This window comes from Streptomyces sp. NPDC002623 (genome assembly GCF_053592635.1).
Genome location: NZ_JBSFWB010000019.1, coordinates 50256 through 76597 on the forward strand (window position 1 = coordinate 50256; position 26342 = coordinate 76597).

Sequence of the window (26342 nt, forward strand, 5' to 3'; positions counted from 1 at the left end):
ACCGCTCCACGAAAGGGTGTTCGCCGTGTCCTCCGTGTCCGCCGTACCCAGCGGCTCCGTCCCTCACCCGCTCCCCCTCCCTCATCCGCTCCCGCTCACCCTGGCCAATCTCCTCCTCAGAGCGGGGTTCTCCTCCCGCCGCGCACCTGACCGCGCCTTCGACCGCCTGGCCGGCGACGCCGGTCCGGTGGACGCGGGCTTCTCCGACGACTTCCGGCTGCTGCTCGGCCACTGGGCCCGGGACGAGAACCTCACCCCGGTCGGCTGGTGGTCGGCGCAGGGCCATGTCCGCAGGCATCTCGCCAACCGGGCCCGGGTCCGGCGGCTGATCGCCGAGCACCCCGAGATCGCGCAGGAGCCCATCGAGCGGCCGGTGTTCGTCGTCGGCCTGCCGCGCACCGCCACCACGCTCACCCACGGGGTGCTGTCCCTCTCGGAGCAGCACCGATGTCCGCTGTTGTGGGAGTTACTGACACCGGATCTGGACGGCTCGCCCGAGCGGCGCGAGAAGGCGGTCAGGGCCGCGCGCATGATGGTCGGCGGCATCAACCTGTTCGCCCCGCGCTACCGCGACATCCATCCGCTGGTCGCGGAGGGCCCCGAGGAGTGCACCTTCGCCCTCCCGCACACCATCATGCCGCTGTCCCAGGCCCGTATCCCCGCGTACCGGGCGGCGCTCGACGCGCGGGACTTCGTCCCCGACTACGCCTACCTCAAGCAGATCTACCAGGTGCTCCAGTACGGCCGGCCCCGCCGCCGCTGGGTGCTGAAGTCGCCGCTGCACACCGGAAACCTCGACGCGCTGCTCGCCGTCTTCCCCGACGCCACGCTCGTGTGGACGCACCGCGAGCCGGCGGCCGTCGTGGCGTCCTTCTGCAGTCTGATCGAGCACGGGATGGCCATCACGCTGCGCCCGCTCGATCTGCACGGTCTCGGCGCGACCTGGCTGGAGCTGCTGAGCGACTCCGTGCGGCGCGGGCTCGCCGCCCGGGCCTCGATCCCGCCCGAGGCGCTCGTCGACGTCCCGTACTCCTGGCTGGGCTCCGATCCGGCGAGCGGCGCCCCGAAGCTCTACGACGCCGTCGGCGCCCGGTGGACCGAGGCCGACGCGGCACGGCTCCCGGGGGTCGCGGCCCGGCCCAGGGGCGCCCGGCCGCACAGCTACGACCTGTCCCGGTACGGGCTGACCCGTGCCGACGTCGACTCGGCGTTCGCCGGGTACGACGCGCTGCGGGCCGAGGTCGACCGGGCGTAGGGCCGGCCGGCCTCGGCGCGCCCTGCGTCAGCTGCTGCTGACGGTCAGGTTGTTGGTCACGAAGTCCAGCCCGCCCGAGGACGAGGTGATCTCGAAGCCGAACTGCACGTCACCGATGGTCTCGTTGCCGAACCAGCCCTTCGTGTCCTTGATCCACTTGAGGATCGGGAGGATGTTGACGGTGCCGGACGACGAGTCGGACGTGCGCAGGAACGAGAACACCTCGTTCGCGCCGTTGTTTCCCTTGTAGACGGTCCAGGTGTGGCCGCCGAGGGTCACGTTTCCCTGCGAGGTGCCGAGGGGGCCGACGGCGCCGTTGTAGTTGACCCAGAGCATGATCTCGTAGTCGTAGTCGGTGTCCCAGATGTCGTACGACGTGTTGTAGGCGCCGGAGGACGGGACCGTGACGTTGTAGCTGCTGGAGAGCGAACCGAGCGAGGTGATCGTCTTGTTGACCACCTTCTTGGAGTTCGGATAGGACTTGATGCCGCCGGTGTTGGGGTGGTTGGCCCAGACGCCCCAGTTGGTGCCGGAGTTCGCCCAGACGCACTGGCTGCCGGCGCCGGAGCCCCAGATGTTGTTGTAGAGCGTGTAGCCGTTCAGGCTGGTGTTGCCCCACTGGTCGCAGGAGCTCCAGACGGCGGCCGAGGCGGGGGCGGAGGCCGCTCCGACGGTGATGCCGAGGGCGATCGCGGGGGCGAGGAGGGCCTTGACGACCCTGTTGCGGGTGCGTGTTGCCATGGTGTCCCTTCCATGGGTGGGGGGAGGTGCGGTGTCTTTCATGGGGGGTTGCCGCGTCCCCAGGTGAGGACGTGGTCTTCTCCGGCGACCAGGTCGAGGAACTCCCGGTCGCCGGCGGAAGTCCGGAGTTCGATGCGGTGGGTGCGGTGCGGTCGGACGATCGCCCGTGCGCCGTCGGGGCTCCAGAGGAGGTCGAGCTCCGCGCCGAACCGGGTGCGGACGCCCCGGAGTTCGCCCGAGGGCAGGGCGGCGGTGAGCGCGGGCAGCAGGACCAGCCGGTCGGGGGTCGACTGGACGAGCGCCTCGACGAGCACGGCGGGGAGGGTGTGGGCGGCGTCGGCGTTGTAGACGTCGCGGCGGGGGTAGTGGGCGCTCATCAGGGAGGCGTGGAAGAAGTCGCCGTCCAGGACGCTGCCGAGGGCGTCGGCGACCCGGCGGCCGTCGCGCAGCCGGGCCGCGATCAGGGCGTGGTGGAGATGGCCGTGCGCGGAGTCGTTCTCGGCGCCGCGCAGCTCCAGGGCGCGGTGGGCGGCGGCCGCGAGGTCCGGGGTGTCGTAGGGGTTGATCTCCTCCAGCGGCCAGACGCCGTAGAGATGGCTGAGGTGGCGGTGGTCGTAGGTGTCGTCGAGGCCGGGCCGGGCCCACTCGGCGAGCGCGCCGTCGGCGTTGACCCGGTGGGGTGGGAGGCGGTCGGCGAGGGCCAGCCATCCGGGCGCCCGGTCGGGGTGGTACGCGGCGGCGGTGAGGAGGGCGTGCCGGGCGGCGGAGAGATCCATCGCCGCGTCGAGGGCGCCCCAGCTGCCGTTGGCCGGACGGTTCTCGGGCGAGTAGGAGGGGACGACGACGAGTCGGCCTTCGGCGTCGGTCCGGGTGAGGAAGTCCTCGTAGAACAGGGCGACCTCGGCGAGGGCGGCGGCGGTGCGCGGGTCGCGTTCGCCGCGGGCCTCGTCGTGGTCGACGAGCGGCTTGAGCAGCCAGTCGGCGCCGGCGGTCCACAGATGCAGCGGGTACTCGCGGCTGAAGTGGTACGACAGCCCCGACTCTCCGTCGCTGTGCGCGGGCGCGACCGCGCCCCGGGCGCCGAAGACGGCACGGGCGTTCTCGCGCCAGTCGTCGAACTGGCGGTGGATCGACTCGGCGAGGGCGTCGGTGACTTCGGGGAGGGCGGCGGCGGTGGCGGAGGCGGTCTGGAGGTTGACGTTGGCGTCGTTGGTGAACGCTCCGGCCCACGCGGTGTTCCAGTCGCCGGTCCACAGCCCGGGCAGCCGGGGCGGATTGAGGCCGGAGGAGGACAGCAGGTGGTAGCGGCCGGCGGCGAAGAGGCGCTCCAGGAGAGCCGTGCTGCGGGGGCGTTCCAGCAGCTCGGAGCCGGGGAGGCCGCGTTCGGCCGGGTCGGCGTGCAGGTCGAGGAGGACGCGGTCGTAGGCGGTGCGGTGGCGGGCGAGGTGGCGGGCGAGCAGGTCGTCGTAGCGGTGCGGCAGAGCGCTCAGGGCACGCTGTTCGCGGGCGGCGTCGAACTCGCCGGTGTGCCGGTGCACGCGGGTGAGCAGCAGGACGGACTCGGCGCCGGTGACCCGCACGCCGGGGTGGGCGAGTTCGGTGCGGCCGCCGGTGGCGACAACGAGGGTCACGCCCGTGTACGCGCGGTCGCTGTCCGGGTAGCGGGCGCGCAGGGTGAGCAGCGCGCCGTCCGGGGTGAGGACCGCGCCCTGCCCGACGGCGAGGTCCTCGGGTGCGCCCGGGAGCCGGTGGTCCAGCCAGACGTCCAGGTCGAGGCCGGTGACCTGCTGGACGATGACGTCGTCGGCGCGGGAGACGAAGACCCGGCTGGTGCCGCCCACGCAGGTGGCGCTGGTCTCGCCGGTGGTGAAGTCGACGGAGCGCAGGTAGCGGAGGTAGCGGCGCGGCTCGGTCGAGGGCGCTCGGCACAGCCGCAGCTGGAAGGCCGGGTGGAAGGGCTGGACCCACTGCAGGGGGCGGTGGTCGGTGAAGCCTTCGGCGGCGGCCGTCTCGCCGGCCAGCAACTTGTCCTGGAGGGCGGGGAGTTCGGCGGCGAGTTCGGGCGGGCGGGCGTGTTCGGCGCCGTTGGGGCGGACCAGGGTGTGGTGGGTGACGACGACCCGGTCGTCGTACGGATCGCCGAACACGAGGGCGCCGTGCCGGCCGTTGCCGCTGAGGAAGCCGTCCTCCCAGCGGTCGGCGGGCTGGTACTCCCAGGTTCCGTGCACGGGGCCGGCCGCGGCGGGGTCGCCGGTGACGAGGTTGCGGGGGATGTCGGTCATGAGCGCAAGACCACCACGCCGTAGCGGCCCAACGTGACCTCGTCCGTGAAGGTCGTCCCGGTCAGCAGGTCGTGGTGGGCGCCCGGGAGCCGGACGGTCACCGAGTCGCGGCCGTGGTGGAGCAGGAACAGCAGCTCGCCCCGGCGTACGGCCTCGACGCCCGGCGGGAGGCCTTCGGCGACGGGCCGGGCGCCCGCGTCGGCGGCGATGCGGGCGAGCAGCGTGCGCAGGGCGTCGGGCTCGGGGAGGGTGGAGACGTACCAGGCGCGCTCGTTGCGCAGCACGGCGGGCAGTCCGTCGAGCTCACCGCCCTTGTAGACGGCTTCCACCGCGTCCGGTCCGGCTGCTTCCAGCTCCTCCGACCACAGGGTCCCGCGGAAGCCGTCGATCTCGACCCGCTCCTGCGCGTCCAGCGGCCACCACTCGTGCAGGGTGCGGATGCCGAACAGGTCGCGCAGCCGGGCGTCCATGCCGCCGGGGCGGACCCGGTCGTCCGCGTCGGCGACGCCGGTCAGAAAGCCGGCCACGACCGTGCCGCCGCGGTGGACATGGGCGAGGAGGTTGTCGATCGCCGCGTCCGTCATGGCGTACAGCTGGGGAACGACGACCAGCTTGTAGCCGGTGAGGTCGTGTTCGGGGTGGGCGAAGTCGGTGGCGAGGTCGGCCTCCCACAGCGCGCGGTGCCAGGCGCTCAGGACGGTGGGGTGGTCGACCTCGTGGGAGGGGCGGCCTTCCTGGTCGCCCGCCCACCAGGCGTGCCAGTCGTGCAGGATCGCGATCTCGCTGCCGCTGTGGGTGCCGGTCACCTCGGCCGAGATCCTGGCCAGGTCGGCGCCGAGCTGCTTGATCTCCTGGTAGGTGCGGCCCTCCTCCCCCGCGTGGCTGACCATCCCGGAGTGGAACTTCTCCGCGCCCTGCCGGGACTGCCGCCACTGGAAGTAGCAGACGGCGTCCGCGCCCCGGGCCACGGCCTGGAGCGACCAGAGCCGGTTGAGGCCGCGCGGCTTGGGGTGGTTGACGCCCCGCCAGTTGACCGGCCCGGCGGCCTGTTCCATCAGCATCCACGGGCCGCGGGCCTGCGAACGGGTCAGGTCCTGGACGAGGGCGCCCTGCTGCGCGCCGAGCGGGTCACGCGGGTCGGGATAGAGGTCGACCGAGACGACGTCCTCCTCCTCGGCCCAGCGCCACGCGTCCAGGCCGACCCACAGCGGCATGAAGTTGGTGGTGACGGGGAGGTGCGGGGTGGCCCGGCGGACGATGTCCCGCTCTGCGGTGCAGCACTCCAGCAGCATGTCGGAGGTGAACCGCTTGAAGTCCAGCACCTGACCGGGGTTCTTCAGGTAGTGGGCGTGGCGGGGCGTGTGGATCTCGGCCCAGTCGCCGTAGCCCTGGCTCCAGAAGGCGGTGCCCCAGGCCTCGTTGAGGGCGTCGAGGTCGCCGTACCGCGCCCGCAGCCAGTCGCGGAAGCGGGCGGCGGCCTGCTCGCTCCAGTCGTAGGTGCAGTACTCGTTGTTGATGTGCCACATCGTGAGGGCCGGGTGGTCGCCGTAGCGGGCGGCGAGGTCCTCGGTGATGGCGGCGGCGTAGCGGCGATAGGTGGCGCTGGAGTGCGAGAAGTGCTGGCGGCCGCCCCACCATTCGGTGCGGCCGTCCTGGTCGACGGGCAGGGTGTCGGGATGCAGATGGCCCATCCAGGGCGGCGGGGAGGCGGTGGGGGTGGCCAGGACGACGCCGACGCCGGCCGTGTGCATCAGGTCCATCAGCGTGTCGAGCCAGCCGAACTCCCGTGCGCCCGGCTCCGGTTCGAGTTTCGCCCAGGAGAAGACGCCGAGGGTGACGGAGTTGACGCCGGCGGCCGCCATCAGAGCGACGTCCTCGTGCCAGGTCTCCTCGGGCCACTGCTCGGGGTTGTAGTCGCCGCCGAAGAGGATGCGGCCGCGGGTGGCGTCGCAGAGGGTGGGCCGCTTGTGTCCGGGCATCAGACGGGCTCCCCGTACTGGATGCCGCGCCCGTTGGTGGCGAGGTAGACCCGGCCGTACACGCGCGGGTCGCCGACGATGATCTCGCCGGTCCAGCCCCACTGGTGGGCGTCGTCGTTGATCCGCACCCAGCTCTTCGCGCCGTCGTCGGAGCGGTACACGGCGGTAATGGCCTCCGTGGAGCCGACCTGGTAGATCGCGGGGTAGTCCGCGCCGGCGGCCGCCTTGCCGAAGCCGAGGGTGTAGGAGGCCCAGCAGCTGTCGACCTGGGCGAAGGTCGCGCCGCCGTCGGTGGACCGGTGGAGGCCGTTCCACTTGGTGCTCAGCCACAGGTCGCCGGTCCGCCCGGGGGCCCCGACCAGCTTGAACTGGCTGTCCCCGGCGGGCAGTCCGGTCGCCCGAGCGGTGAAGGTGAGGCCGCCGTCGGTGCTGGCGAGCACGGTTCCGGTGTCCATGTCGTACGCGTAGAAGACCGCCGGGTCGACCGGGTCGGCGACCGGTGTGGCGCCCTTGGGGAAGGAGGCGATCTCGGTCCAGGTCGCGCCGTTGTCCGCCGAGCGGTGGGCGGGGTACCGGGTGCCGTCCCAGTGCACGAAGGACCACAGCAGCGCGCTGCCGTCGGCGTTCACGGCGATCGGCCCGGGGGCGTCCTCGGCCAGGGCGGGCTGGGCCTCGAAGGGCGCCCAGGTGCGGCCGCCGTCCGCGGAGTGAGCGCCGTTGCCGTGGTCGCCCCAGCCGGTGCGCACGACGTAGGAGGGCTTGGCCGCGGCCTGTGCGAGGCCGGTGGCGGACCCGAAGACGGGGTTCGTGGCCATGCCGCGCGAGGGCGAGGCCGTGAGCCGCTCGTGGTAGAGCACGCCGATGTCCCGCGACCCGCTGAGCAGGTGCGCCTCCCCGACCGGCGGCGACACCAGCTGGACGACGGACGCCTCCTCCAGGCCCCGGATCTGCGGCGCCCAGTGCTTCAGGTCCCGGGTGCCGTAGAGGGTGGCGCCGGTGCCGTAGACGATGTGCTTCGAGTCGTACGGGTCGATGCCGACCGCCTGGATCCACCAGCCGAACTTGGGCGCGTCGGCGCCCCACTCGAGGTAGGGCGTCTCGGAGACGTCGAAGACGGCGGAGTCCTTGAGGGACGTCCAGGTGCGGCCCCCGTCGGTCGTGCGGTACAGGGTGTCGACGGCCGCCCAGCGGTTGTTGGTGGAGACGACGACCGCGCCGGGCCGACGGGCGTCGACGGCGACGCCGCCGTAGCCGAAGGCGTCGGTCCCGCCGGGCCTGACGGGAGTCACCTCCGTCCATGTGTCCTTGGCGACGGCCAGCTTGTGCACACTGCCGTCGGACTGGCCGTTCGGTCCCGGGGCATTGGCGTACGTCACGTACAGCTCACGGGTGTGGCAGTCATAGGCGGCGCGGACGGGAACCTTCGCTGCGGCGCCGGCGGGGGCGCCCGGGACGGCCTCCCAGGTGACGCCGTCGGCGGTGCGGTACAGGTTGGGCGTCGTCCCGTCGGAGTCGGCCCAGCCGGCGTAGAGGGTGCGGCCGACGGCGACGAGCAGGCAGACGCCCTGCCCGGAGGCGGTCGGGACGCCCGGGAAGCCGCTCGCGGCGGCCCAGGTGGCGCCCCGGTCCGTCGACTTCAGCAGCCCGTCGTGGCGCGTGCCCAGCCACAGGGTGTCGCTGTCCCGCGGATCGACCAGCAGCCGCTCCCCCATGCCCCGGCCGTCCTCGTTCGCGCCGAGCTTCACGGCGAGGTCGCTGCGGGTCCAGGTCGCGCCGCGGTCCTCGGAGCGCAGGACGGCTCCGTTGCCGGCCCAGGACTGGGCGTAGGCGCCGAGGGCGAGGTAGACGCGGTCGGGGTGCGCCGGGTCCACGGCGAGGGCCTCGACCCCGAGGAGGTTCCAGTCGTCCCAGCCGAGGTGATCGGTGAGCGGGGTCCAGCGGGCGGCTCTGTCGTCCCACCGGTAGGCGCCGCCGATGTCGGTGCGGGCGTAGGCGAGACCGCGGACGGCGGGGTGGAAGAGGACGCCGGTCACGAATCCGGTGCCGCCGACCACGGCGTTGCGCCAGCGGTAGGCGGGGGCGGCCGCGGTGGCCGCGCGGGCCTGCGTTGCGGGGAGGCTCACGAGCGCGGCGGCGGCGACTGCCGTGCCGGCGAGGACGGTGCGACGGGTGACGTGCATGGGGGACCTCGGGTGGGTGAAGTGGGTTCGGGGACGTCCGGTCGTGGTTCGTCTGCGGGTGATTCGTGGTTGCTCGCGCAGTTCCCCGCGCCCCTTCAGGGCCGGTCCACTGCGCGACCGGCCCCCACGCACCCGCAGCCGGGACTCAGCCCTTCACCGCGCCCGTGAGCATGCCCTGCTTGAAGTGGCGCTGGACGAAGGGCGACGCGATCGCGACCGGGATCAGCGCAAGGACCATGACGGCCATCTGCAGGCCCAGCGCGGAGAGTTCACCGGTGCGGACGGCCTGCTGAAGACCGGTCGGCGCCTCGGTGTTCTTCTGGACCAGCTGGATGAGCACGTTCTGCAACGGCATCATCTGCTGGTCGGTGAGATAGATGGAGGCGTTGAACCAGGCGCTCCAGTACCCGACCGCGTAGAACAGCGAGATGACGGCCAGCACGGCCCGCGACAACGGCATGATGATGGTCAGCAGGATGCGCAGGTCGCCGGCCCCGTCGATGCGGGCGGACTCCGTGAGTTCCGGGGAGATCCCCATGAAGAAGGCGCGCAGGACGAGGATGTTGAAGACGCTGACCGCGCTGGGCAGGATCAGGGACAGATAGGTGTCGGTGAGGCCCAGCGACTGCACCAGAAGGTAGGTCGGGATGAGCCCGGCCCCGAAGAACATCGTCGCCAGCATGGTCACCAGGAAGAACCGGTGTCCCAGACTCCCGCGCCGCGACAGCCCGTAGGCCGCGAGCACCGACACCGTCATCGAGAACAGCGTGCCGGCGAGCGTGACGCCGACCGAGACCATGATCGCCCGGCTGACCTGGCCGCCGCTGAGCAGTTCGGTGTAGTTGACGAAGGTGATGCCCTGGGGGATCACGACCAGGCCGCCGACCCGGTCGATCACCGGCTTCGGGGAGAGGCTGGTGACGATCACGATCCACAGCGGAGCGAGCACGCCGAGGCAGCACAGGGCGAGGAAGCCGCCCTTCAACGTGAGTCCGGCCTTGCCGGGCGGTTCCTCCCACGCGGGGCGGGCGGGAGCCCGGAGGCTGCGGATGAGCTGCGTGTTGAGACTCACTTCTGGTACACCCCCTGCTCACCCAGCAGATGCGCGAACTTGTTCGCGGCCAGGACGAGGCACACTCCGATGGCTCCCTTGACGAGGCCGACCGCGGCCGCGTAGCTGAAGTCGCCGTTCTGGATACCCATGTTCCACACGTATGTGTCCAGGACCTCGCTGGCCCCGACTCCTACCGCGTCGCGTTGGAGCAGGAACTGCTCGAATCCGACGCTCAGCGCGTCACCCACGCGCAGGACCAGCAGCAGCGCGATCACCGGGCGCAGCGCGGGCAGCGTCACGTGCCACATGCGCCGCCAGCGCCCGGCGCCGTCCATGGCGGCGGCCTCGTACAGATCGGTGCTGACGGCGGCGAGTGCGGCGAGGAAGACGATGATCCCCCAGCCGGCGTCCTTCCACACGGCCTGGGCGGTGACCAGGTACTTGAAGAGGCTCGCGTCGGTCATCAGGTCGAAGCCGCTCCACCCGTGGTCCTCGAGGGTCTGCGCGATGATGCCGGCGCCGCCGAAGATCTGCTGGAACACGGTGACCACGAGGACCCACGAGAAGAAGTGCGGCAGATACATGATCGCCTGCGCCACGGCCCGGACCCGGGGCCGGATCACACTGTTGATGAGCAGCGCGAGGGCGATGGGGATCGGGAAGAACAGCACCAGTTGGAGCGCGAACAGCAGGATGGTGTTCTTCGTGGCGTCCCAGAACAGCGGGTCGTCGACCATCCGGGAGAACTGCTCCACCCCGACCCAGGGGCTGTGGAAGATCGCCGTGACGCCGTTGCTGGAGACGTACGGGTCGTAGTCCTGGAAGGCGACGACGTTGCCGAGCAGCGGGACGTAGTTGAAGAGCAGGAGCAGCACGATGACGGGCAGTGTCATCAGGATGAGCGTGCGGTCGCGGCGCAGCCGGATCCGCCAGGGGACCCGGGCCGCCTTGCCCGCCCTGCCTGCCCTGCCCAGCCTGCCCGCCTTGCGCGGCGACCGCTCCTTCGCCGCTGCTGCGGCGACCGCGGCCGCCGGTTCCTCGACGGCCGCGGGGGGACGCTTTCCGTCGGGCCTGCTCCCGGCCGTGAGGGACATCAGTTGCCGCTGCCGTTCTGGTCGATGAGCTGCTTGTACCAGTCGCGCAGCTTGTCGCCGCCGGAGGACTTCCAGGTGGAGATGGCGGCCTGCACGTCGGACAGCTTCCGGTTGCCGCGCACGTAGTCGATCTCCAGCTGCTCGAACTGGCTGGAGAGGTTGGCGTAGCGGGTCGGCTCGACGATGTTCATGCCGTAGGTGGACGTCTTCTTCATGAAGGCGCCCATCCGCTGCTGCCACTCGACCTGCTTGCGGGCGATCTCGGGGAAGTCGGGGTGGGCGTAGTAGGCGGCCGGTGCGGACAGCATCACCCAGGCGTTGACGACCTCGGAGTTGCCCAGGTCGGTCTTGACCGGGACGCCGTCCTTGACCGTGTAGTGGGTGCCCTCGACGCCGTAGTCGACGAGCATCCGCTCCTTGGTGCCGTAGGGCGCGGCCGCGAAGTCGGCGGCGGCCAGGGCGTTCTCGATCGTCGTCTTCGAGGCGCCCTTGCGGATCATCGACCAGATGCCGGCGGGCTGGGCCGCCCACAGTGTCGGGTCGCCGCCGTCCGCGCCGAAGATGTCCATGCCGTCGATCTCGAAGTCCGGGTTGGACGTGGCCTGTTCGGAGGTCTTCCCGTACCAGTGGGACATGTCGTTGTTGTAGACCAGGATCTGCCCGGCGGTGAACCGGTTGCCCACGTCGCCCGAGCGCGCCTTGTCGTCGGGGTGGACCACGCCCGCGTCGAACAGCTTGCGGGTCCACTCCAGGGCTTCGAGGTACTCGGGCTGCTCGACGCGGTAGGTCAACTTGCCGTCGGAACCGATGCTCCAGCCGATCGGACCGGAGCCGCGGACGCCGAAGATGTTCCACGCGGTCCAGTTCATGTCCCCGCAGGCCCACACCTTGGCCTTGGCGCTGGTGGCCTCCTTGGCCCAGCTGAGGAACTCGTCGGGCGACTTGGGGACGGTGTAGCCCTTCTTGTCGAAGATGTCCTTGCGGTAGTAGGGCACGATGAAGGACGCGGTGGCGGCCGGCATCGGGATGCCGCGCAGCGCGCCGCCGAAGATGCCCATGCGCCAGGCGTCGGAGGGGATCGCGGCCAGGTTCGGGTACTTCTTGACCTTGTCGCCCGCCAGGTAGGGGCCGAGGTCCATGAACTTCGCGGTGACCGCGTTCGCGATCTTGCCGACCAGTTCCCAGCCGGGCACGACCACCATGTCGGGTATGGAGCTGGAGGCGAGGACGGCGCCGAGCTTCTGGCCGTAGGTGTTGCCGTCCTGGTTCTGCCAGGTGATCTTGGTGCCCGCGGCGGCGTCGAGCGCCGTGTAGTAGGCGCAGCCGGCCTTCGGCGGGGAGCCCCAGAACGGGGACATGATCTTGAAGGAATCGCCGGTGCCGAGCTTCTTCGGGACCGAGGCGGTCAGGGTCGTGAGGTCGACCTTGCCGGTGTAGCCGGCCGACGAGCCGTTCTTCGAGGGCAGGTCCGGCTGGGCGACCGTGCTGGCGACGTAGGTCGGCAGCAGTTTGTTCGCGTCCTTGCCCGAGGTGGTGCCGTCGCGCGAGCCGCTGTCCGTGCCGCCGCAGGCGGACAGCAGCGGCATCCCTCCCGCCACCGCTGCGGTGACGACCGCCGTGGAGGCGAGGAAGCTTCTCCGGCTGGGCCCGGAGGAGGCGGAAGCGGCGTTCGGCGTCATTGCGTCAACCCTTCATGGCGCACCAGGACACCCGGCGGTGGCCGTCGGCTGCGGTGTCTTCAGTGGATCTGGCTGAGCTGAAGCGGTCCTCCGACCATGGGCGACCGTTGACGACCCTTGAACTGGGGCACGGGGGCCAACTCTTCGTCGAAGCGCTTCGATGTTGCTGCGAGGTTAAGTGAAGGTGCAGGGGCGCACAAGGGTCGCATCCAAATTCCTCCGAGGTATCGGCGAGTGACCTGTTCTTATGCGCCACTTGAAATAGTGGCGAGGTCTCTTGACACCCACCCCACCGTCGAATGAGCATCGAAGCGCTTCGAAAGAGCCCTCCCCGCTCCACCGCAAAGGGATCCCCACGTGACCGCACACACGCCGCCCACGCCGCCTTTCCGCGATCCGCAGCTGCCGTTCGCGAAGCGCATCGACGATCTGCTGTCCCGGCTGACCCTGGAGGAGAAGGTCTCCTTCCTGCACCAGTTCGCCCCCGCCGTCGACCGGCTCGGCATCGCCGCGTTCCGCACCGGCCAGGAGGCGCTGCACGGCGTCGCGTGGATGGGCCCGGCCACGGTGTTCCCGCAGGCCGTGGGGTTGGCCGCGAGCTGGAACACCGACCTGGTGCGCCGGGTGGGCGAGGCGGTGTCCAAGGAGGTCCGGGCGATGCGCGCCCGCGACGAGCGGGTCGGCCTCAACGTCTGGTCCCCCACGGTCAATCTGCTGCGCCACCCGCTGTGGGGCCGTAACGAGGAGGGCTACTCCGAGGACCCCGGGCTGACCTCCGCCATCGCCACCGCCTACACGCACGGGCTGCGCGGCGATCATCCGACGTACTGGCGCACGGCCCCCGTCCTCAAGCACTGGCTGGCCCACAACAACGAGACGGGCCGCGACGTCACCTCGTCCTCGGTCCGCCCGCGCGTGCTGCACGAGTACGACCTGCGCGCCTTCCGCGGCTGCGTCGAGGCGGGCGCGGTGGCGGGCGTGATGCCCGCGTACAACCTGGTCAACGGCCGGCCGAACCATGTCTCGCCGTATCTGCGCGAGCAGCTGCGCGCCTGGACCGACGAGGAGCTCCTGGTCTGCTCGGACGCCGGCGCGCCCTCCAACCTGGTGGACTCCGAGCACTACTTCGACACCCACGAGGAGGCGACGGCGGCGGCGCTGGTCGCCGGGGTGGACAGCTTCACCGACCACGGGACCGACGGCTCGAAGATCGTCGCCCGGGTGACCGGCGCCCTGGAGCAGGGCCTGCTGACGGAGGCCGACGTGGACGCGGCGGTCCGCCGCCAGCTCTCGGTCCGCTTCCGGCTGGGCGAGTTCGACCCGCACTACGACCCGCACGCGGGCACCGGCGAGTTCGACACCCCGGCCCATCGCACGCTCGCCGGGGAGGCCGCCGAGCAGGCGATCGTCCTGCTGCGCAACGACGGGGTGCTGCCGCTGGCCGCCGACACCCGGATCGCGGTGGTCGGACTGCTCGCCGACGAGTGCAAGCTGGACTGGTACAGCGGCACGCTGATCCACCGCTCCACTCCCCTGGAGGGGCTGTACGAGCGGTTCGGCGCGGAGCGCGTGGAGTTCGCGGAGGGCGTGGACCGGGTCCGCTTGCGGACCTCGGCGGACGCCTTCCTGAAGGTCCCCACCGCCCCCGAGGCCATCGACGAGGTGCGCGGCGCGCAGGGCGCCCTCGACCCGGCGCTGCTCGCCGGCCGCACCGATCTCCCGCCGCTGACCACGGACGCCGTCGGCACCGAGTTCGCGCTCGTCGACTGGGGCGAGGACGTGCTGACGCTCCGCGCGCCCGACGGCCGCTATCTCTCCGTCGCCGAGGACGGCTTTCTGCGCGCCGCCGCCGACCAGCCGGGCGGCTGGGTCGTGCAGGAGACGTTCCGGCTCGAACCCCATGGAAACGGTCACCTCCTGCTGCACATGGGAACGGGTCGCCATGTCTGTGTCGCCGCCGACGGCGTCAGGGTTGCCGGGGCGGACGGGCAGAGCGGGGAGAGTCCCGAGGTCTTCGAGCTCATCGTCGTCGAATCCGGCGAGGACGCAGTGACCCGCGTCACGGCCGGGGCGGATGTGGTCGTGGTGGTGGCGGGCAACGATCCGCACATCAACGGCCGTGAGACGCAGGACCGCACGACGCTGCGGCTGCCGCCCCAGCAGGAGCGGCTGCTGGCGGCCGCCCGGGCGGCGAACGCGAGCACGGTGCTGGCCCTGGTGTCGGCGTACCCGTACGCGTTCGAGCCGGGCCCGCTGTCGGCGGTGCTGTGGACGGCGCACGGCGGCCAGGCGGCGGGCACCGCCCTGGCGCGCGTCCTGGCCGGCGACGTCTCCCCCGCGGGCCGGCTCCCGCAGACCTGGTACGCCGACGACGCCGATCTGCCCGATCTCCTCGACTACGACGTGATCGGCGCCCGCCAGACGTATCTGTACTTCGAGGGCGCCCCCCTGTTCCCGTTCGGGCACGGCCTGTCGTACGCGTCGTTCTCCTACACCGATCTGGCGGTGCGCGTCGAGGACGGCTCGGCACACGTCGCCTGCACGGTCGCCAACACGGGCGACCGGACGGCCGACGAGGTCGTCCAGCTCTACACGCGCGCCGTGGACCCCTCGGTGACCCGCCCGCGCCGTGAGCTGCTCGACCACCGCCGGGTGCGGCTCGCCCCGGGCGCGAAGGCGGAGCTGGCCTTCGAGGTCCCGCTGTCCGCGTTCGCGTTCTGGGACGTGGCGCAGGGCCGGTGGCGGCTGGAGTCCGGCCCCTACGACCTGCTGGTCGGCTCGTCCAGCGCGGACATCCGCCTGCGCACGACGGTGACGCTGGAGGGCGAGCCGTCCGCCCCTCGCCCGGTCCGCGGGCGCGGCCTGGCGGCCGTCGACTTCGACGAGCAGAGCGGCACCGAGATCGTCGACCGTACGAAGACGTCGGGCGACGCGGTGACCCCGGTGGCGGGCGGGACGGGCGAACTAGTCTACCGCGCCTGCGACTTCGGCGCAGCGACGGGGGTGAGCGTGAGCGTGGCGGGCGAGGGCTCGATGGAGCTCGCCCTGGACGGCGGTCCGGCCCTGGCCGCGCTGACGGTCGACACGCCGACCCCGGGCCCGTACGACTACGTCACCGTCGAAGCCCCCTTGCGCGCCGAGGGCGTCCACGATCTGCACCTCAGGCTGCGCGGCCCGCTACGGCTCGCGCATGTCGGCTTCACCGGTTGAGGGGCCGGACACGGCCGACACGGAGAAGGGGCCCGGCACCGGAAGGCATCGGTGCCGGGCCCCTTCTTCGCGGAGCTTATCTGAAAATGGTTCCCATTAGCTAGAGCGCAAGGCCGGTCAGGACCAGGACCCGCTCGTACGTGTAGTCGTCCATCGCGAACTTGACGCCCTCGCGGCCGACGCCGGACTGCTTGACGCCGCCGTACGGCATCTGGTCGGCGCGGTAGGACGGCACGTCGCCGACGACGACACCGCCGACCTCCAGCGCGCGGTGGGCGCGGAAGGCGACCTGGAGGTCGTGGGTGAACACGCCCGCCTGGAGACCGTACTTGGACTCGTTGACCGCGGCGAAGGCCTCCGCCTCGCCGTCCACCCTGCGCACGGTCAGGACCGGTCCGAAGACCTCCTCGCAGGCGATCGTGGTGTCGGCCGGCACATCGGCGAGGACGGTCGGCGCGTACGAGGCGCCGTCCCGCTTGCCGCCCGCGAGCAGGGAGGCGCCCGCCGCGACGGCCTCGTCCACCCAGGTCTCGACGCGCTTGGCCGCGTCCTCGCTGACCAGCGGGCCGACGTCGGTGGCGTCGTCGGCGGGGTCGCCGGCCACCTGGGCCTCGACGGCGGCGACGATGCGCGGCAGCAGCCGGTCGTACACGGCGGCGTCCGCGATGACCCGCTGCACCGAGATGCAGGACTGGCCGCCCTGGTAGTTGGAGAAGGTCGCGATACGGCCGGCGGCCCAGTCGAGGTCGGCGTCGGAGGCGTAGTCCGCGAGGACCACGGCCGCGCCGTTGCCGCCCAGCTCCAGGGTGCAGTGCTTGCGCGGCACCGAGTCCATGATCGCGTAGCCGACCTTCTCGGAGCCGGTGAAGGAGATGACCGGCAGCCGCTCGTCCTGGACGAGGGCGGGCATGCGGTCGTTGGAGACCGGCAGGATGCTCCAGGCGCCGGCGGGCAGCTCGGTCTCGGCGAGCAGGTCGCCGATGATCAGGCCGGAGAGCGGGGTCGCCGGGGCGGGCTTCAGGATGATCGGCGCACCGGCCGCGATCGCCGGGGCGATCTTGTGGGCGCACAGGTTCAGCGGGAAGTTGAACGGCGCGATGCCGAGCACGACGCCCTTCGGGAAGCGCCGGGTGAGGGCGAGCCGTCCCTGGCCGCCGAGGTCGGTGTCGAGCCGCTGGGCCTCGCCGCCGTTGAACCGCCGGGCCTCCTCGGCCGCGAACCGGAACACCGAGACCGCGCGCCCGACCTCGCCCCGCGCCCACTTGATCGGCTTGCCGTTCTCGGCGGAGATCAGCTGCGCGATCTCCTCGGTGCGCTCGACGAGACGCCTGCTGACGTGGTCCAGGGCGGCGGCGCGCACATGGGCCGGGGTGGCGGCGAACTCGTCCCGCACGGCGTGGGCGGCGGCGACGGCCTCCTCGACCTGCGCGTCCGTCGGCACGCTGACCTTCCCGACGAGCCGACCGTCCCACGGGGAGGTGACGTCGAAGGTGTCCTCGCCGGTGGCCTGGCGGCCGGCCAGCCAGAAGGCATGGGTGGAAGTCATAGTGGCGTTCCCGGCCCTTCCGCGTTGGGGGTGTCCTGTGGCTTGCGTGCTCCACGGTAGGGGCGGGGAGCCGCAGGAGCGCTTGTCCGAGTCGTACGGGTGGACGGCGAGGGTGCGCCGGATTGGCGGGGTCGACGGCCTCGCGCCCCTTCCCGCTCCCGATGCCGCTCCCGCTCCCGCTCCCGGTCCAGGTCCCGCGCCCGCTCCCGGTCCCGCTCCAGGAAGAGCCACAGCGCGCCCAGCAGCACCGTGCACAGGCACCAGCTGGCCACGACGTCCAGCGGCCAGTGGTAGCCCCGCCGGACCAGCCCGAACGAGACGGCCAGCACGAGGAGCGCGCTCACGGCGACGGCCAGCCGCCGGGCGAGCGCCGTGCGCAGCCAGGGCAGCAGGATCAGCACCGCGGAGCCGTAGGCGACGGCCGCCGTCGCCGTGTGCCCGGAGGGGTAGTAGCCGGTGGCCGGCGGCACGGCGGGCGTGCCGGGCCGGTCGGTCCACTCCTTGAGGGGGACGACGATCAGCGGCACCAGCACGAGCAGCGCGAGCGCGGCGACGGACGGCACCCACCACCGCGCCTCGTCGGCCGCCCTCCGCCGCCCCGCCACATACGCCGCGACCAGCACCAGGACGGGCACCGCGACCGGCACGTTGCCCAGGTCGGCCAGCAGCTCGGAGGCCCGGTCCGGGTGGACGAGGGCGCGGCTGACGCGCTCGTCCGTGCTCAGGAGAGGCCCGTCGGCGGCCACCTGCCAGGTGATCAGCGCGAAGAGCAGGGCGGGCAGGCCGAGCAGGCCGAGCAGAAGTGCGCGCGGGCCGGGGCGGGGGCGGGGCGACATGGGCTCCAGCTTGTCAGGAGTGAGCGTCGACCGAAAAAAGGCCCCGGATCGCATCCGGGGCCCGCTGTGTGGTCCGCACCTGAGAAGAAGGAGAGAACAAGGAGGAGAGAAGGAGGTCGGCCATCCCGGAACAGGGGGGGTGGTTCCGGGATGGCCGTCCGGACCGGAATGCCGGCCGCCCCGGGGGGTTTGGGGCGAGCGGCCGTCCGATCGGTGTGGAGATCCGAAGCCGGAAACTCCGGTTGTGTGCGCGAGGGCACGACCAGGTCGAAGCTGGGGAGGCCCCGGCCTGGGTTCCGTCCGCAGTCTCCTGCGGACGGGGTGTATCTCTCATCTGGGTAGAACGTACGGCAGTGACAGGCGGTGCGACAGGCCGTATCCCGTCCCGCCATCCTCCTCGCACACCTTCTTCACACGCTCTGCGGCGGATAGGAATCCGCTGTGCGGCGCCCCGGCCCGGATGCGCGTGAGGCGCCTGAGGCGCGCGCGGCGCGGGTCAGATGCGCGCGAAGGCCTGCTCGATGATGTCGAGGCCCTCGCTCAGCAGATCGTCGCCGATGACCAGCGGGGGCAGGAAGCGCAGCACGTTGCCGTAGGTGCCGCAGGTCAGGACCAGCAGGCCCTCCTGGTGGCAGGCCTTGGCGAGCGCGGCGGTCGCCGCGGCGTCCGGCTCCTTCGTCGTACGGTCCTTGACCAGCTCGACGGCGATCATCGCGCCCCGGCCCCGGATGTCGCCGATGGCCTCGAACTTCTCGGCCATGGCGGTGAGCCGGGCCTTCATGACGGACTCGATGTGCTTCGCCTTGGCGTTGAGGTCGAGCTCCTTCATCGTCTCGATCGCGCCGAGCGCGCCCGCGCAGGCCACCGGGTTGCCGCCGTACGTGCCGCCCAGGCCGCCCGCGTGCGCCGCGTCCATGATCTCGGCGCGGCCGGTGACGGCGGCGAGCGGCAGACCGCCCGCGATGCCCTTGGCCGTGGTGATCAGGTCCGGGACGATCCCCTCGTCCTCGCAGGCGAACCACTGGCCGGTGCGGCAGAAGCCCGACTGGATCTCGTCGGCGACGAAGACGATGCCGTGGTCGGACGCGAACTTGCTGATGGCCGGAAGGAAGCCCTTGGCCGGTTCGATGAAGCCGCCCTCGCCGAGCACCGGCTCGATGATGATCGCGGCGACGTTCTCCGCGCCGATCTGCTTGTTGATCATGTCGATGGCCTGGGCGGAGGCCTCGGCGCCGGCGTTCTCCGGGCCGGTCAGCCAGCGGTAGCCGTAGGCGACCGGGACCCGGTAAACCTCGGGCGCGAACGGACCGAAGCCGTGCTTGTACGGCATGTTCTTGGCGGTGAGCGCCATCGTCAGGTTCGTCCGGCCGTGGTAGCCGTGGTCGAAGACGACGACCGCCTGGCGCTTGGTGTACGCCCGGGCGATCTTGACGGCGTTCTCGACGGCCTCGGCGCCGGAGTTGAACAGCGCGGACTTCTTGGCGTGGTCGCCCGGCGTGAGCTCGGCGAGGGCCTCGGCGACCTCCACATAGCCCTCGTACGGCGTGACCATGAAACAGGTGTGGGTGAAGTCGGCGAGCTGGGCCGTGGCCCGGCGTACGACGGCCTCGGCGGAGGCGCCGACGGAGGTCACCGCGATGCCGGAGCCGAAGTCGATCAGGCGGTTGCCGTCGACGTCCTCGATGATGCCGCCGCCCGCGCGCTTGGTGAAGACGGGGAGCACGGAGCCCACCCCGGCCGCGACCGCGGCGATGCGGCGGGCCTGCAGTTCCTGCGACTTCGGGCCGGGGATGGCGGTGACGACGCGGCGCTCCTGCGGAAGGGCGGTCATGAGGGGCTCCTGGGGTTTCGCGGACACTGCTCTGCGGACACGTGCCTTCTTTTCTCGCAGGCTAGGACGGGGAGCGGGGGGTGCGCATGCTCCAAGTGGGCGGTGTCGGCGGGGCGGCTTGTCCGTCGTGGACAGTGCCGTCGGCCGGTGATCGTCGCAGGCCCGGCCGCGTAAACGGTGAACTCCCGTTGTGGGCGCGTTAGATTGACTCGCGAACGGCATACGGAACGGCTGGTCAGGGGGCAGGGGCGATGGACAGCGACGGGACGCAGGACATGCGGGGTACGCATGCGAATCCTGTGCCGCGCCCGGCGGGACCGCCGCAGGTGCCGCCACGGCCCGCGCAGGCCCCGGCCGCACGGCCCTCCTCCTCCCCGTCCGTCGCCGAGTGGCTGGACGAGGAGCGGCCGGCCGGCAAGCCCGGCATCTGGCGGTTCGGGTACCGGCTGCCGAAGGCGGCGGCCCGGGCGGCGGAGCGGCTCGCGCCCGTGACGGTCGTCGGGATGCTGGTACCGCTGGTCGTGGCGCTGGTGCTGTGGTCGCTGTGGCGGCGGGGCGCGATGCCGTACCAGTTCACGCTGCTGCGGCTGTTCACCCCGGAGGACTGGTGGTGGGGCGGCACGATCGCCTCCCCGAAGACCACGGAGGGCGCCGAGGCGCGGGTGGTCTACGACGGCGTCTTCTTCGCCGTCCTCGTCTACGCCATGGGCCGGCTGGGCAGCTGGCCGCACGTCGTGCAGCACTTCGTCGGCCGCCGGCCGCAGCCCGCCCGCGCCCTGCTCGCCCTGCTCGGCGCGCTCGCGACGCTGAGCTTCGTGTTCCCCGACGCCTTCGGGGTCGGCTGGGACGCGCTGCCGGTCGTCGACCCGCTGTTCTCGCTCGTGGTGCTGATCTCCGGCAGCTACGAGCTGTTCGCCTCCTGGCTGTTCACGAACTCGCTGTACGCGGTCATCACGCTGCTGGTGGTGTGGCCGTTCGCGAAGGTCGGCGGCTGGTGGCCGTACGTGAAGGAACGACTCGCCGCCCGGCACGGCGGGCCCGACCACGGGGTGCCCGCCGCCGAGCGGCCGCGTGCGCAGTGGCCCGAGCTGCGGGACGCGGGACAGCACGAGGCGGCCGAGCTGCTCACCGGCGAGGTCAGGGCCGGCCGGATGAACGACGTGGACTGCGTGCGCGTGCGGCGGGCGTGGACGGCGGGGTTCGCGGACTTCCGGGAGACCGTGCTGCGACAGGGCGGCGCGGCCTGGACCCACCCCTCCGGCGCCCGCGACCTGCCCCGGCGCGGCGCACGCCACGATCTGCTCGCCGGCCAGGTGCGCATCGGCCGCTGGGCGGCCGCCGAGCGCACCCCGGTCGGTTACCGGGACGCGGGCGCCGCGCTCGGCCCGGACGTGCTGGGCACCTCGCTGCTCGCGGTCGGGCCGTCCGGTTCCGGCAAGACGCGGACCCTGCTCGAGCCGCTGACCGAGGCGCTGGCCCTGCAGGCGCTCACCGGGGCGTGCGCCGTCGTCGCGGTGTCGTCGCCCGGCGGCGGCCCGCTCGGCCCGGACTCCGCCTTCGATGTGATCGTCCGGATCGGCGACCCGTCGTCCGTGCACGACCTGGACCCGTACGCGGGCTCCGACGACCCCGACGAGGCGGCCGGGATCCTCGCCGAGGCGCTGGTCGGGGACCTCGACGCGGTGAACGGACAGGGCGCGGCCACGGCGCTCGCCCAGCTGCTGGGCCCCTACCGGGCGGCGCACGGCCGCTTCCCCACGCTCCCCGAGCTGCGCGAGCTCCTGGAGGGCGAGCCGGGCGCGCTGTCCGCTCTGCGCGAGGCGGTGGCCGACGACGACGTACAGCGCCGTGAGCTGGAGGCGCGGATCCGCCAGACCGGGACGGCGGGCGACGCGGGCCGTTCGCTCGCCGACCGGCTGGCGCTGCTGAACCGTCCGGTGTTCGCGGAGTTCTTCGGCGGAGGCGGCGACGCGCACCGGGCGTTCTCCCTGCGCGCCGTCGCCCATCACCCGCTGCGGGTCCGGGTCGACCTGCCCGAGCGGGGCCACGAGGAGGCCGCCCGGCTGATCACCCGGCTGGTCCTCGCCCAGTTCCACACCGTCGTACGGGAGCGGCGCGACCACTTCGCCTGTCTGGTCCTGGACGACGCCACGGGGACGATCACCGACGGATCGGTGCGCCGGTTGCAACGCCTGCGCTCGCAGAACGCGGGCGTGGTGCTCGCGCTGCGCAGCCTCGGCGACGTCCCCGAGGCGCTGCACGGGCCGCTGTACGGGGCCGTCGGCTGCCGGATGGCGTTCTCGGGCATCACCACCTGGGACGGCAGCAGGTTCGCGCAGACCTGGGGCACCGAGTGGGTGGAGACCACCGAGGTCGCCAAGCACACGGTCTTCGCCGACCAGCCGATGACCCGCGCCATCCACGCGCTGCGCAAGCTGGTGACCGGCAAGGCGGTGACCACGGACGCGGTGACCGTGCGCCAGGTCGAGCGGGAGCGGTGGTCGGCGTCCCAGCTGGCGCACGAGGTGCCGCCCGGGCACGCGGTGCTGTCCCTGACGAGCCTGCGGGGCGAGCACGCACCGCCGCTGCTGGTGGACCTGCGGGGCTGAAGGGGCCTCCGGGGGCTCATGCGGTGAGGGAGAAGGGGTTGAAGGGGCCTCCGGGGCTCGTACGGTGAGGCAGAATCGAGACAGGCCGTTCATACGATCCGGCCAAAAGATCACGCCCTCACCGACGCGCCCTCACCGACGTGCTCTCCTCGACCCGCCCTCCCCGACCTGAAGGCCCCATGCCTCCCACGCTCGCCTCGCTCGTCCATCACTCCGCGCTGAAGCTCACCGTGCGGGCGGGCGAGGGCCGGCTGGACGTGCCGGTGCGCTGGGCGCACGTCAGCGAGCTCGCGGACCCCGTGCCGTACCTGGAGGGCGGGGAACTGCTGCTGATCACCGCGCTCAAGCTGGACGCGGAGGATCCGCAGGCCATGCGGCGCTATGTGCGGCGGCTGGCCAAGGCGGGCGTGGTCGGGCTCGGCTTCGCCGTCGGCGTCAACTACGAGGAGATCCCGAAGGCGCTGGTGGACGCGGCCGAGGAAGAGGGCCTGCCGCTGCTGGAGGTGCCGCGTCGCACCCCCTTCATCGCGATCGGCAAGGCGGTGTCGGCGGCGATCGCGGCCGACCAGTACCGGGCGGTGACCGCCGGGTTCGCGGCCCAGCGCGAGCTGACGAAGCAGACGTTGTCGGACGGCCCGCAGGGACTGCTCGGCGCGCTCGCCGCCCAGGTCGACGGGTGGGCGGCGCTGTACGACGCCTCGGGCGCCGTCGTGGCGGCCGCGCCGGAGTGGGCGGGCCGCCGGGCCGCCCGGCTCACGGCGGAGGTGGAACGGCTGCGGGAGCGGCCCGCCCCGGCCTCGGCGGTGGTCGGGGGCGGCGGCGGACCGGAGCACCCCGAGCAGGACGACCGGGTCGAGCTGCACTCGCTGGGCGCCGGCCGGCGACCGCGCGCCGCGCTCGCCGTCGGCACCGCGTCGGCCCTCGGCACCGCCGAGCGGTACGCCGTCCACTCGGCGATCGCCCTGCTGACCCTCACCACGGAGCGCTCCCGCCCGCTGCACGCGGCGCAGCAGCGGATCGGCGCGGCGGTGCTGCGCATGCTGCTGGCGGGCGAACCGGACCACGCGAGGGCCGTGGCCGGCGACCTGTACGGCGATCTGCTGGACACCCCGTTCCGGGTGCTGCTCGCCGAGCCGACGTCGGCATCGGCATCGGCGTCCGCCGACCTGTCCGGTGACCCCTTCGGCGATCTCGTCGAGACGGTCGAGTCGGCGGCCGCCCGGGCCGGGGAGGCCGTCCTGGCGGTGCCCGAGGGCGGCCGACTGGTGGCGCTGGTCAGGGACGCAGGCGCGGCCGCGGCGGCCTGCGCGGCGTCCTTCGGGGACGGCGCGCCCGATCCCGCCGGCGAGGAGCAGCTCGTCGTGGGTCTGTCCGCACCGGCCGGGCCGATCGCGGCGGCAGCGGCGTACAAGCAGGCGGAGCAGGCGCTGTCGGTGGCGCGGCGCAGGGGCCGGGTCTTCGTGGAGCACGAGCAGCTCGCGGACGGCTCCGTCCTGCCGCTCCTCGCGGACGACGCGGTGAAGGCGTTCGCGGACGGCCTGCTGCGCGCCCTGCACGACCATGACGCGACCGGCCGGGGCGACCTGGTGGCCTCCCTGCGCGCCTGGCTCTCCCGGCACGGCCAGTGGGACGCGGCGGCGGCCGACCTCGGCGTCCACCGCCACACCCTGCGCTACCGGATGCGCCGGGTGGAGGAGATCCTCGGTCGCTCCCTGGACGACCCTGACGTACGGATGGAACTGTGGCTGGCCCTGAAGGCAACATCGCCGGACTAGCCCCGACCAGGCCGGTGGCCGACCAGCGCCCTGAAGGGGCACGGGGCGCTGACATCTGCGGCACCGCCCCAGCAGGTCGGACGAATTCAACTGCGGTACGGGCAGCACCCTGAAGGGGCGCGGGGAACTGCGCGACCAGCCACGACGGAGCCGCACCCGACCGACGACAGCCCCGGCACCGCCCAAGCAGACCGGACGAAGCCAACCGCGGCACGGCAGCACCCTGAAGGGGCGCGGGGAACTGCGCGACCAGCCACGACGAAGCCGCACCCGACCGACGACAGCCCCGGCACCGTCTAGTCGGTCAAGCCGGCGGCAGCCTCGTGCATCGCCAGTTCGAGGAGCGCCGCGTCGGTCAGGGTGCCGGTGCCGTCCGGCGGGACCAGCCAGCGCACGCTCCCGGTCGAGCGGCCCGGATACGGCACGACGATCCAGGTGCCGGACCCGGCCGTGCGGATGCCGGTGCCGAGCCAGCGGGCGGCCGTGCCGGGCGCCACGAAGAAGCCCATGCGGTCGTCTCCGAAGTCGACGAGCACGGGGCCCGGTCGGTCGAGGATCCGGGTGAGCACGTCGAGGGTGGGATAGCCGAGCCGGCCCGGCAGGATGAGTACGTCCCAGGCCCGGCCCGCGGGCAGCAGCGCCACCCCCATCGGGTTGCGCTCCCATTCCCAGCGGCATGCCTCGGGATCCGGTGCGACGGATGTCAGCCATTCGACTGCCGTTTTCGCCCCAGCCATGTGAAGTCCTCCCTTTCACTTCTGGACGCGATCGCGTCAGGAGGGAGAGGGAGGACGGGGGCGAGCATTACGCGGGTTTCGACGACCCGTAAGGGTGAACCAGGTCACATCTCGCCGGGCAGGCGTCAGCTGTCGAAGCCCAGGCCCAGTCTGTCCATCGTCTTCAGCCACAGGTTGCGGCGGCCGGCGTGCGCGTCCGCGCGGGCCAGCGACCACTTGGTGAGGGCGATGCCGGTCCAGGCGAACGGCTCGGGCGGGAAGGGCAGCGGCTTCTTGCGGACCATCGCCAGCCGCGTCCGCTCGGTGCTCTCGCCCGCGAGCAGGTCCAGCATCACCTCGGCCCCGAACCGGGTGGCCCCGACGCCCAGGCCGGTGTACCCGGCCGCGTACGCCGTCCGCCCCTGGTGGGCCGTGCCGAAGAACGCGGAGAAACGCGAGCAGGTGTCGATCGCACCGCCCCACGCGTGCGTGAAGCGGACGCCCTCCAACTGCGGGAAGCAGGTGAAGAAGTGTCCGGCGAGCTTGGCGTAGGTCTCCGGCCGGTCGTCGTACTCGGCGCGCACCCGGCCCCCGTAGGGGTAGACGGCGTCGTAGCCGCCCCACAGGATCCGGTTGTCGGCGGACAGCCGGAAGTAGTGGAACTGGTTGGCCGAGTCCCCGAGGCCCTGCCGGTTCTTCCAGCCGATCGAGGCGAGCTGCCCGGCGGTCAGCGGTTCGGTCATCAGCGCGTAGTCGTAGACCGGGACGGTGTAGGCCCGCACCCGCCTGACCAGGTTGGGGAAGACGTTCGTGCCGAGCGCGACCTGCCGGGCGCGGACCTGCCCGTAGGGGGTGCGGACGACCATCCCGGCACCGTACGGCCGCAGTGACAGGGCGGGGGTGTGCTCATGGACGCGGACGCCGAGCCGGACGCACGCCTGCTTCAGGCCCCAGGCCAGCTTGGCGGGGTGGAGCATGGCCACCCCGCGGCGGTCGTGCAGTCCCGCCTCGAAGGTGGGCGAGGCGACCTGTTCGCGCACCGCGTCCGCGTCGAGGAACTCGATGCCGTCGGCGAGGCCCTTGCGTTCGAGCTCCTCGTACCAGTCGCGCAGTTCCCACGCCTGGTACGTCTCGGTGGCGACGTCGATCTCGCCGGTGCGCTCGAAGTCGCAGTCGATGCCGTGCCGGGCGATCGCCGCCTCGATCTCGTCGAGGTTGCGTCCGCCCAGCTCCTGGAGCGTGTGGATCTCGTCGGGCCAGCGGGCCAGCCCGTTGGGCAGGCCGTGGGTGAGCGAGGCGGCGCAGAAGCCCCCGTTGCGGCCCGAGGCGGCCCAGCCCACCTCGCGGCCCTCCAGCAGCACCACGTCCCGCCCCGGGTCGCGCTCCTTGGCCACGAGCGCGGTCCACAGGCCGCTGTATCCGCCCCCGACGACCAGCAGGTCGCAGCTCTCGGAGCCGGTGAGCGCCGGCTCGGGGTGGGGCTTGGCGGAGTCCTCCAGCCAGTAGGGGACCGGTTGTGCGTCGGAAAGGGAATTGATCCACCGGTTCACGGGGA

Annotated in this window: 16 protein-coding genes; 4 read left to right on the forward strand and 12 right to left on the reverse strand. The window is 72.3% G+C overall.

From position 1 onward, the window contains the following. The first annotated feature begins 25 nt into the window (after positions 1-25). Positions 26-1255 (forward strand): sulfotransferase family protein, encoded by a 1230-nt coding sequence (locus ACWD4O_RS30405; protein ID WP_451284709.1) that lies wholly within the window; start codon positions 26-28, stop codon positions 1253-1255. Positions 1256-1282: 27 nt separating this feature from the next. Here ACWD4O_RS30405 and ACWD4O_RS30410 read toward each other — a convergent pair whose 3' ends face one another. From ACWD4O_RS30410 to ACWD4O_RS30440, 7 genes are all read right to left on the reverse strand, one after another. Beyond that, positions 1283-1996: a glycoside hydrolase family 12 protein gene (locus tag ACWD4O_RS30410; RefSeq protein WP_451284711.1), complete on the reverse strand. Its 714-nt coding sequence runs from the start codon at positions 1994-1996 to the stop codon at positions 1283-1285. 38 nt (positions 1997-2034) lie between these two features. After that, positions 2035-4278, reverse strand: coding sequence for a glycosyl hydrolase family 95 catalytic domain-containing protein (locus ACWD4O_RS30415; protein ID WP_451284713.1), 2244 nt, complete (start codon positions 4276-4278; stop codon positions 2035-2037). After that, on the reverse strand, positions 4275-6257 hold the full coding sequence (locus ACWD4O_RS30420) for a beta-galactosidase (protein WP_451284715.1): 1983 nt from the start codon (positions 6255-6257) through the stop codon (positions 4275-4277). The genes ACWD4O_RS30415 and ACWD4O_RS30420 overlap by 4 nt, the downstream gene beginning before the upstream one ends. Then, positions 6257-8437: a 1,4-beta-glucanase gene (locus ACWD4O_RS30425; RefSeq protein WP_451284717.1), complete on the reverse strand. Its 2181-nt coding sequence runs from the start codon at positions 8435-8437 to the stop codon at positions 6257-6259. The genes ACWD4O_RS30420 and ACWD4O_RS30425 overlap by 1 nt, the downstream gene beginning before the upstream one ends. Before the next feature lie 145 nt (positions 8438-8582). Then, complete coding sequence (locus tag ACWD4O_RS30430; protein ID WP_451284719.1) at positions 8583-9509, reverse strand: carbohydrate ABC transporter permease; 927 nt, start codon at positions 9507-9509, stop codon at positions 8583-8585. After that, positions 9506-10585 (reverse strand): ABC transporter permease, encoded by a 1080-nt coding sequence (locus tag ACWD4O_RS30435; protein WP_451284721.1) that lies wholly within the window; start codon positions 10583-10585, stop codon positions 9506-9508. The genes ACWD4O_RS30430 and ACWD4O_RS30435 overlap by 4 nt, the downstream gene beginning before the upstream one ends. Beyond that, positions 10585-12264: an extracellular solute-binding protein gene (locus tag ACWD4O_RS30440; RefSeq protein ID WP_451284723.1), complete on the reverse strand. Its 1680-nt coding sequence runs from the start codon at positions 12262-12264 to the stop codon at positions 10585-10587. Before ACWD4O_RS30440 ends, ACWD4O_RS30435 begins: the two co-directional genes overlap by 1 nt. Positions 12265-12621: 357 nt before the next feature. Here ACWD4O_RS30440 and ACWD4O_RS30445 point away from each other — a divergent pair, with 357 nt between their 5' ends. Next, the gene (locus ACWD4O_RS30445; protein WP_451284725.1) at positions 12622-15474 is read left to right on the forward strand and encodes a glycoside hydrolase family 3 C-terminal domain-containing protein; all 2853 of its coding nucleotides are present in this window, start codon (positions 12622-12624) and stop codon (positions 15472-15474) included. A gap of 100 nt (positions 15475-15574) precedes the next feature. Here ACWD4O_RS30445 and ACWD4O_RS30450 read toward each other — a convergent pair whose 3' ends face one another. From ACWD4O_RS30450 to gabT, 3 genes are all read right to left on the reverse strand, one after another. Beyond that, positions 15575-17020: an aldehyde dehydrogenase family protein gene (locus ACWD4O_RS30450; protein WP_450950187.1), complete on the reverse strand. Its 1446-nt coding sequence runs from the start codon at positions 17018-17020 to the stop codon at positions 15575-15577. Beyond that, on the reverse strand, positions 17017-17856 hold the full coding sequence (locus ACWD4O_RS30455; protein ID WP_451284727.1) for a phosphatase PAP2 family protein: 840 nt from the start codon (positions 17854-17856) through the stop codon (positions 17017-17019). The genes ACWD4O_RS30450 and ACWD4O_RS30455 overlap by 4 nt, the downstream gene beginning before the upstream one ends. A 496-nt stretch (positions 17857-18352) precedes the next feature. Beyond that, complete coding sequence (gabT, locus tag ACWD4O_RS30460; protein WP_451284729.1) at positions 18353-19687, reverse strand: 4-aminobutyrate--2-oxoglutarate transaminase; 1335 nt, start codon at positions 19685-19687, stop codon at positions 18353-18355. A gap of 251 nt (positions 19688-19938) precedes the next feature. Between gabT and ACWD4O_RS30465 the strand changes: the two genes are divergently transcribed. Both ACWD4O_RS30465 and ACWD4O_RS30470 read left to right on the forward strand, forming a co-directional pair. Continuing rightward, positions 19939-22296, forward strand: coding sequence for an ATP/GTP-binding protein (locus ACWD4O_RS30465; protein WP_451284730.1), 2358 nt, complete (start codon positions 19939-19941; stop codon positions 22294-22296). Between the two features lie 179 nt (positions 22297-22475). Beyond that, positions 22476-24071 (forward strand): PucR family transcriptional regulator, encoded by a 1596-nt coding sequence (locus ACWD4O_RS30470; RefSeq protein ID WP_451284731.1) that lies wholly within the window; start codon positions 22476-22478, stop codon positions 24069-24071. Positions 24072-24367: 296 nt separating this feature from the next. Here ACWD4O_RS30470 and ACWD4O_RS30475 read toward each other — a convergent pair whose 3' ends face one another. Both ACWD4O_RS30475 and ACWD4O_RS30480 read right to left on the reverse strand, forming a co-directional pair. Further along, positions 24368-24808, reverse strand: coding sequence for a hypothetical protein (locus ACWD4O_RS30475; RefSeq protein WP_451284733.1), 441 nt, complete (start codon positions 24806-24808; stop codon positions 24368-24370). Positions 24809-24933: 125 nt separating this feature from the next. Then, positions 24934-26337 (reverse strand): NAD(P)/FAD-dependent oxidoreductase, encoded by a 1404-nt coding sequence (locus ACWD4O_RS30480; protein WP_451284887.1) that lies wholly within the window; start codon positions 26335-26337, stop codon positions 24934-24936. Positions 26338-26342: the final 5 nt, after the last annotated feature.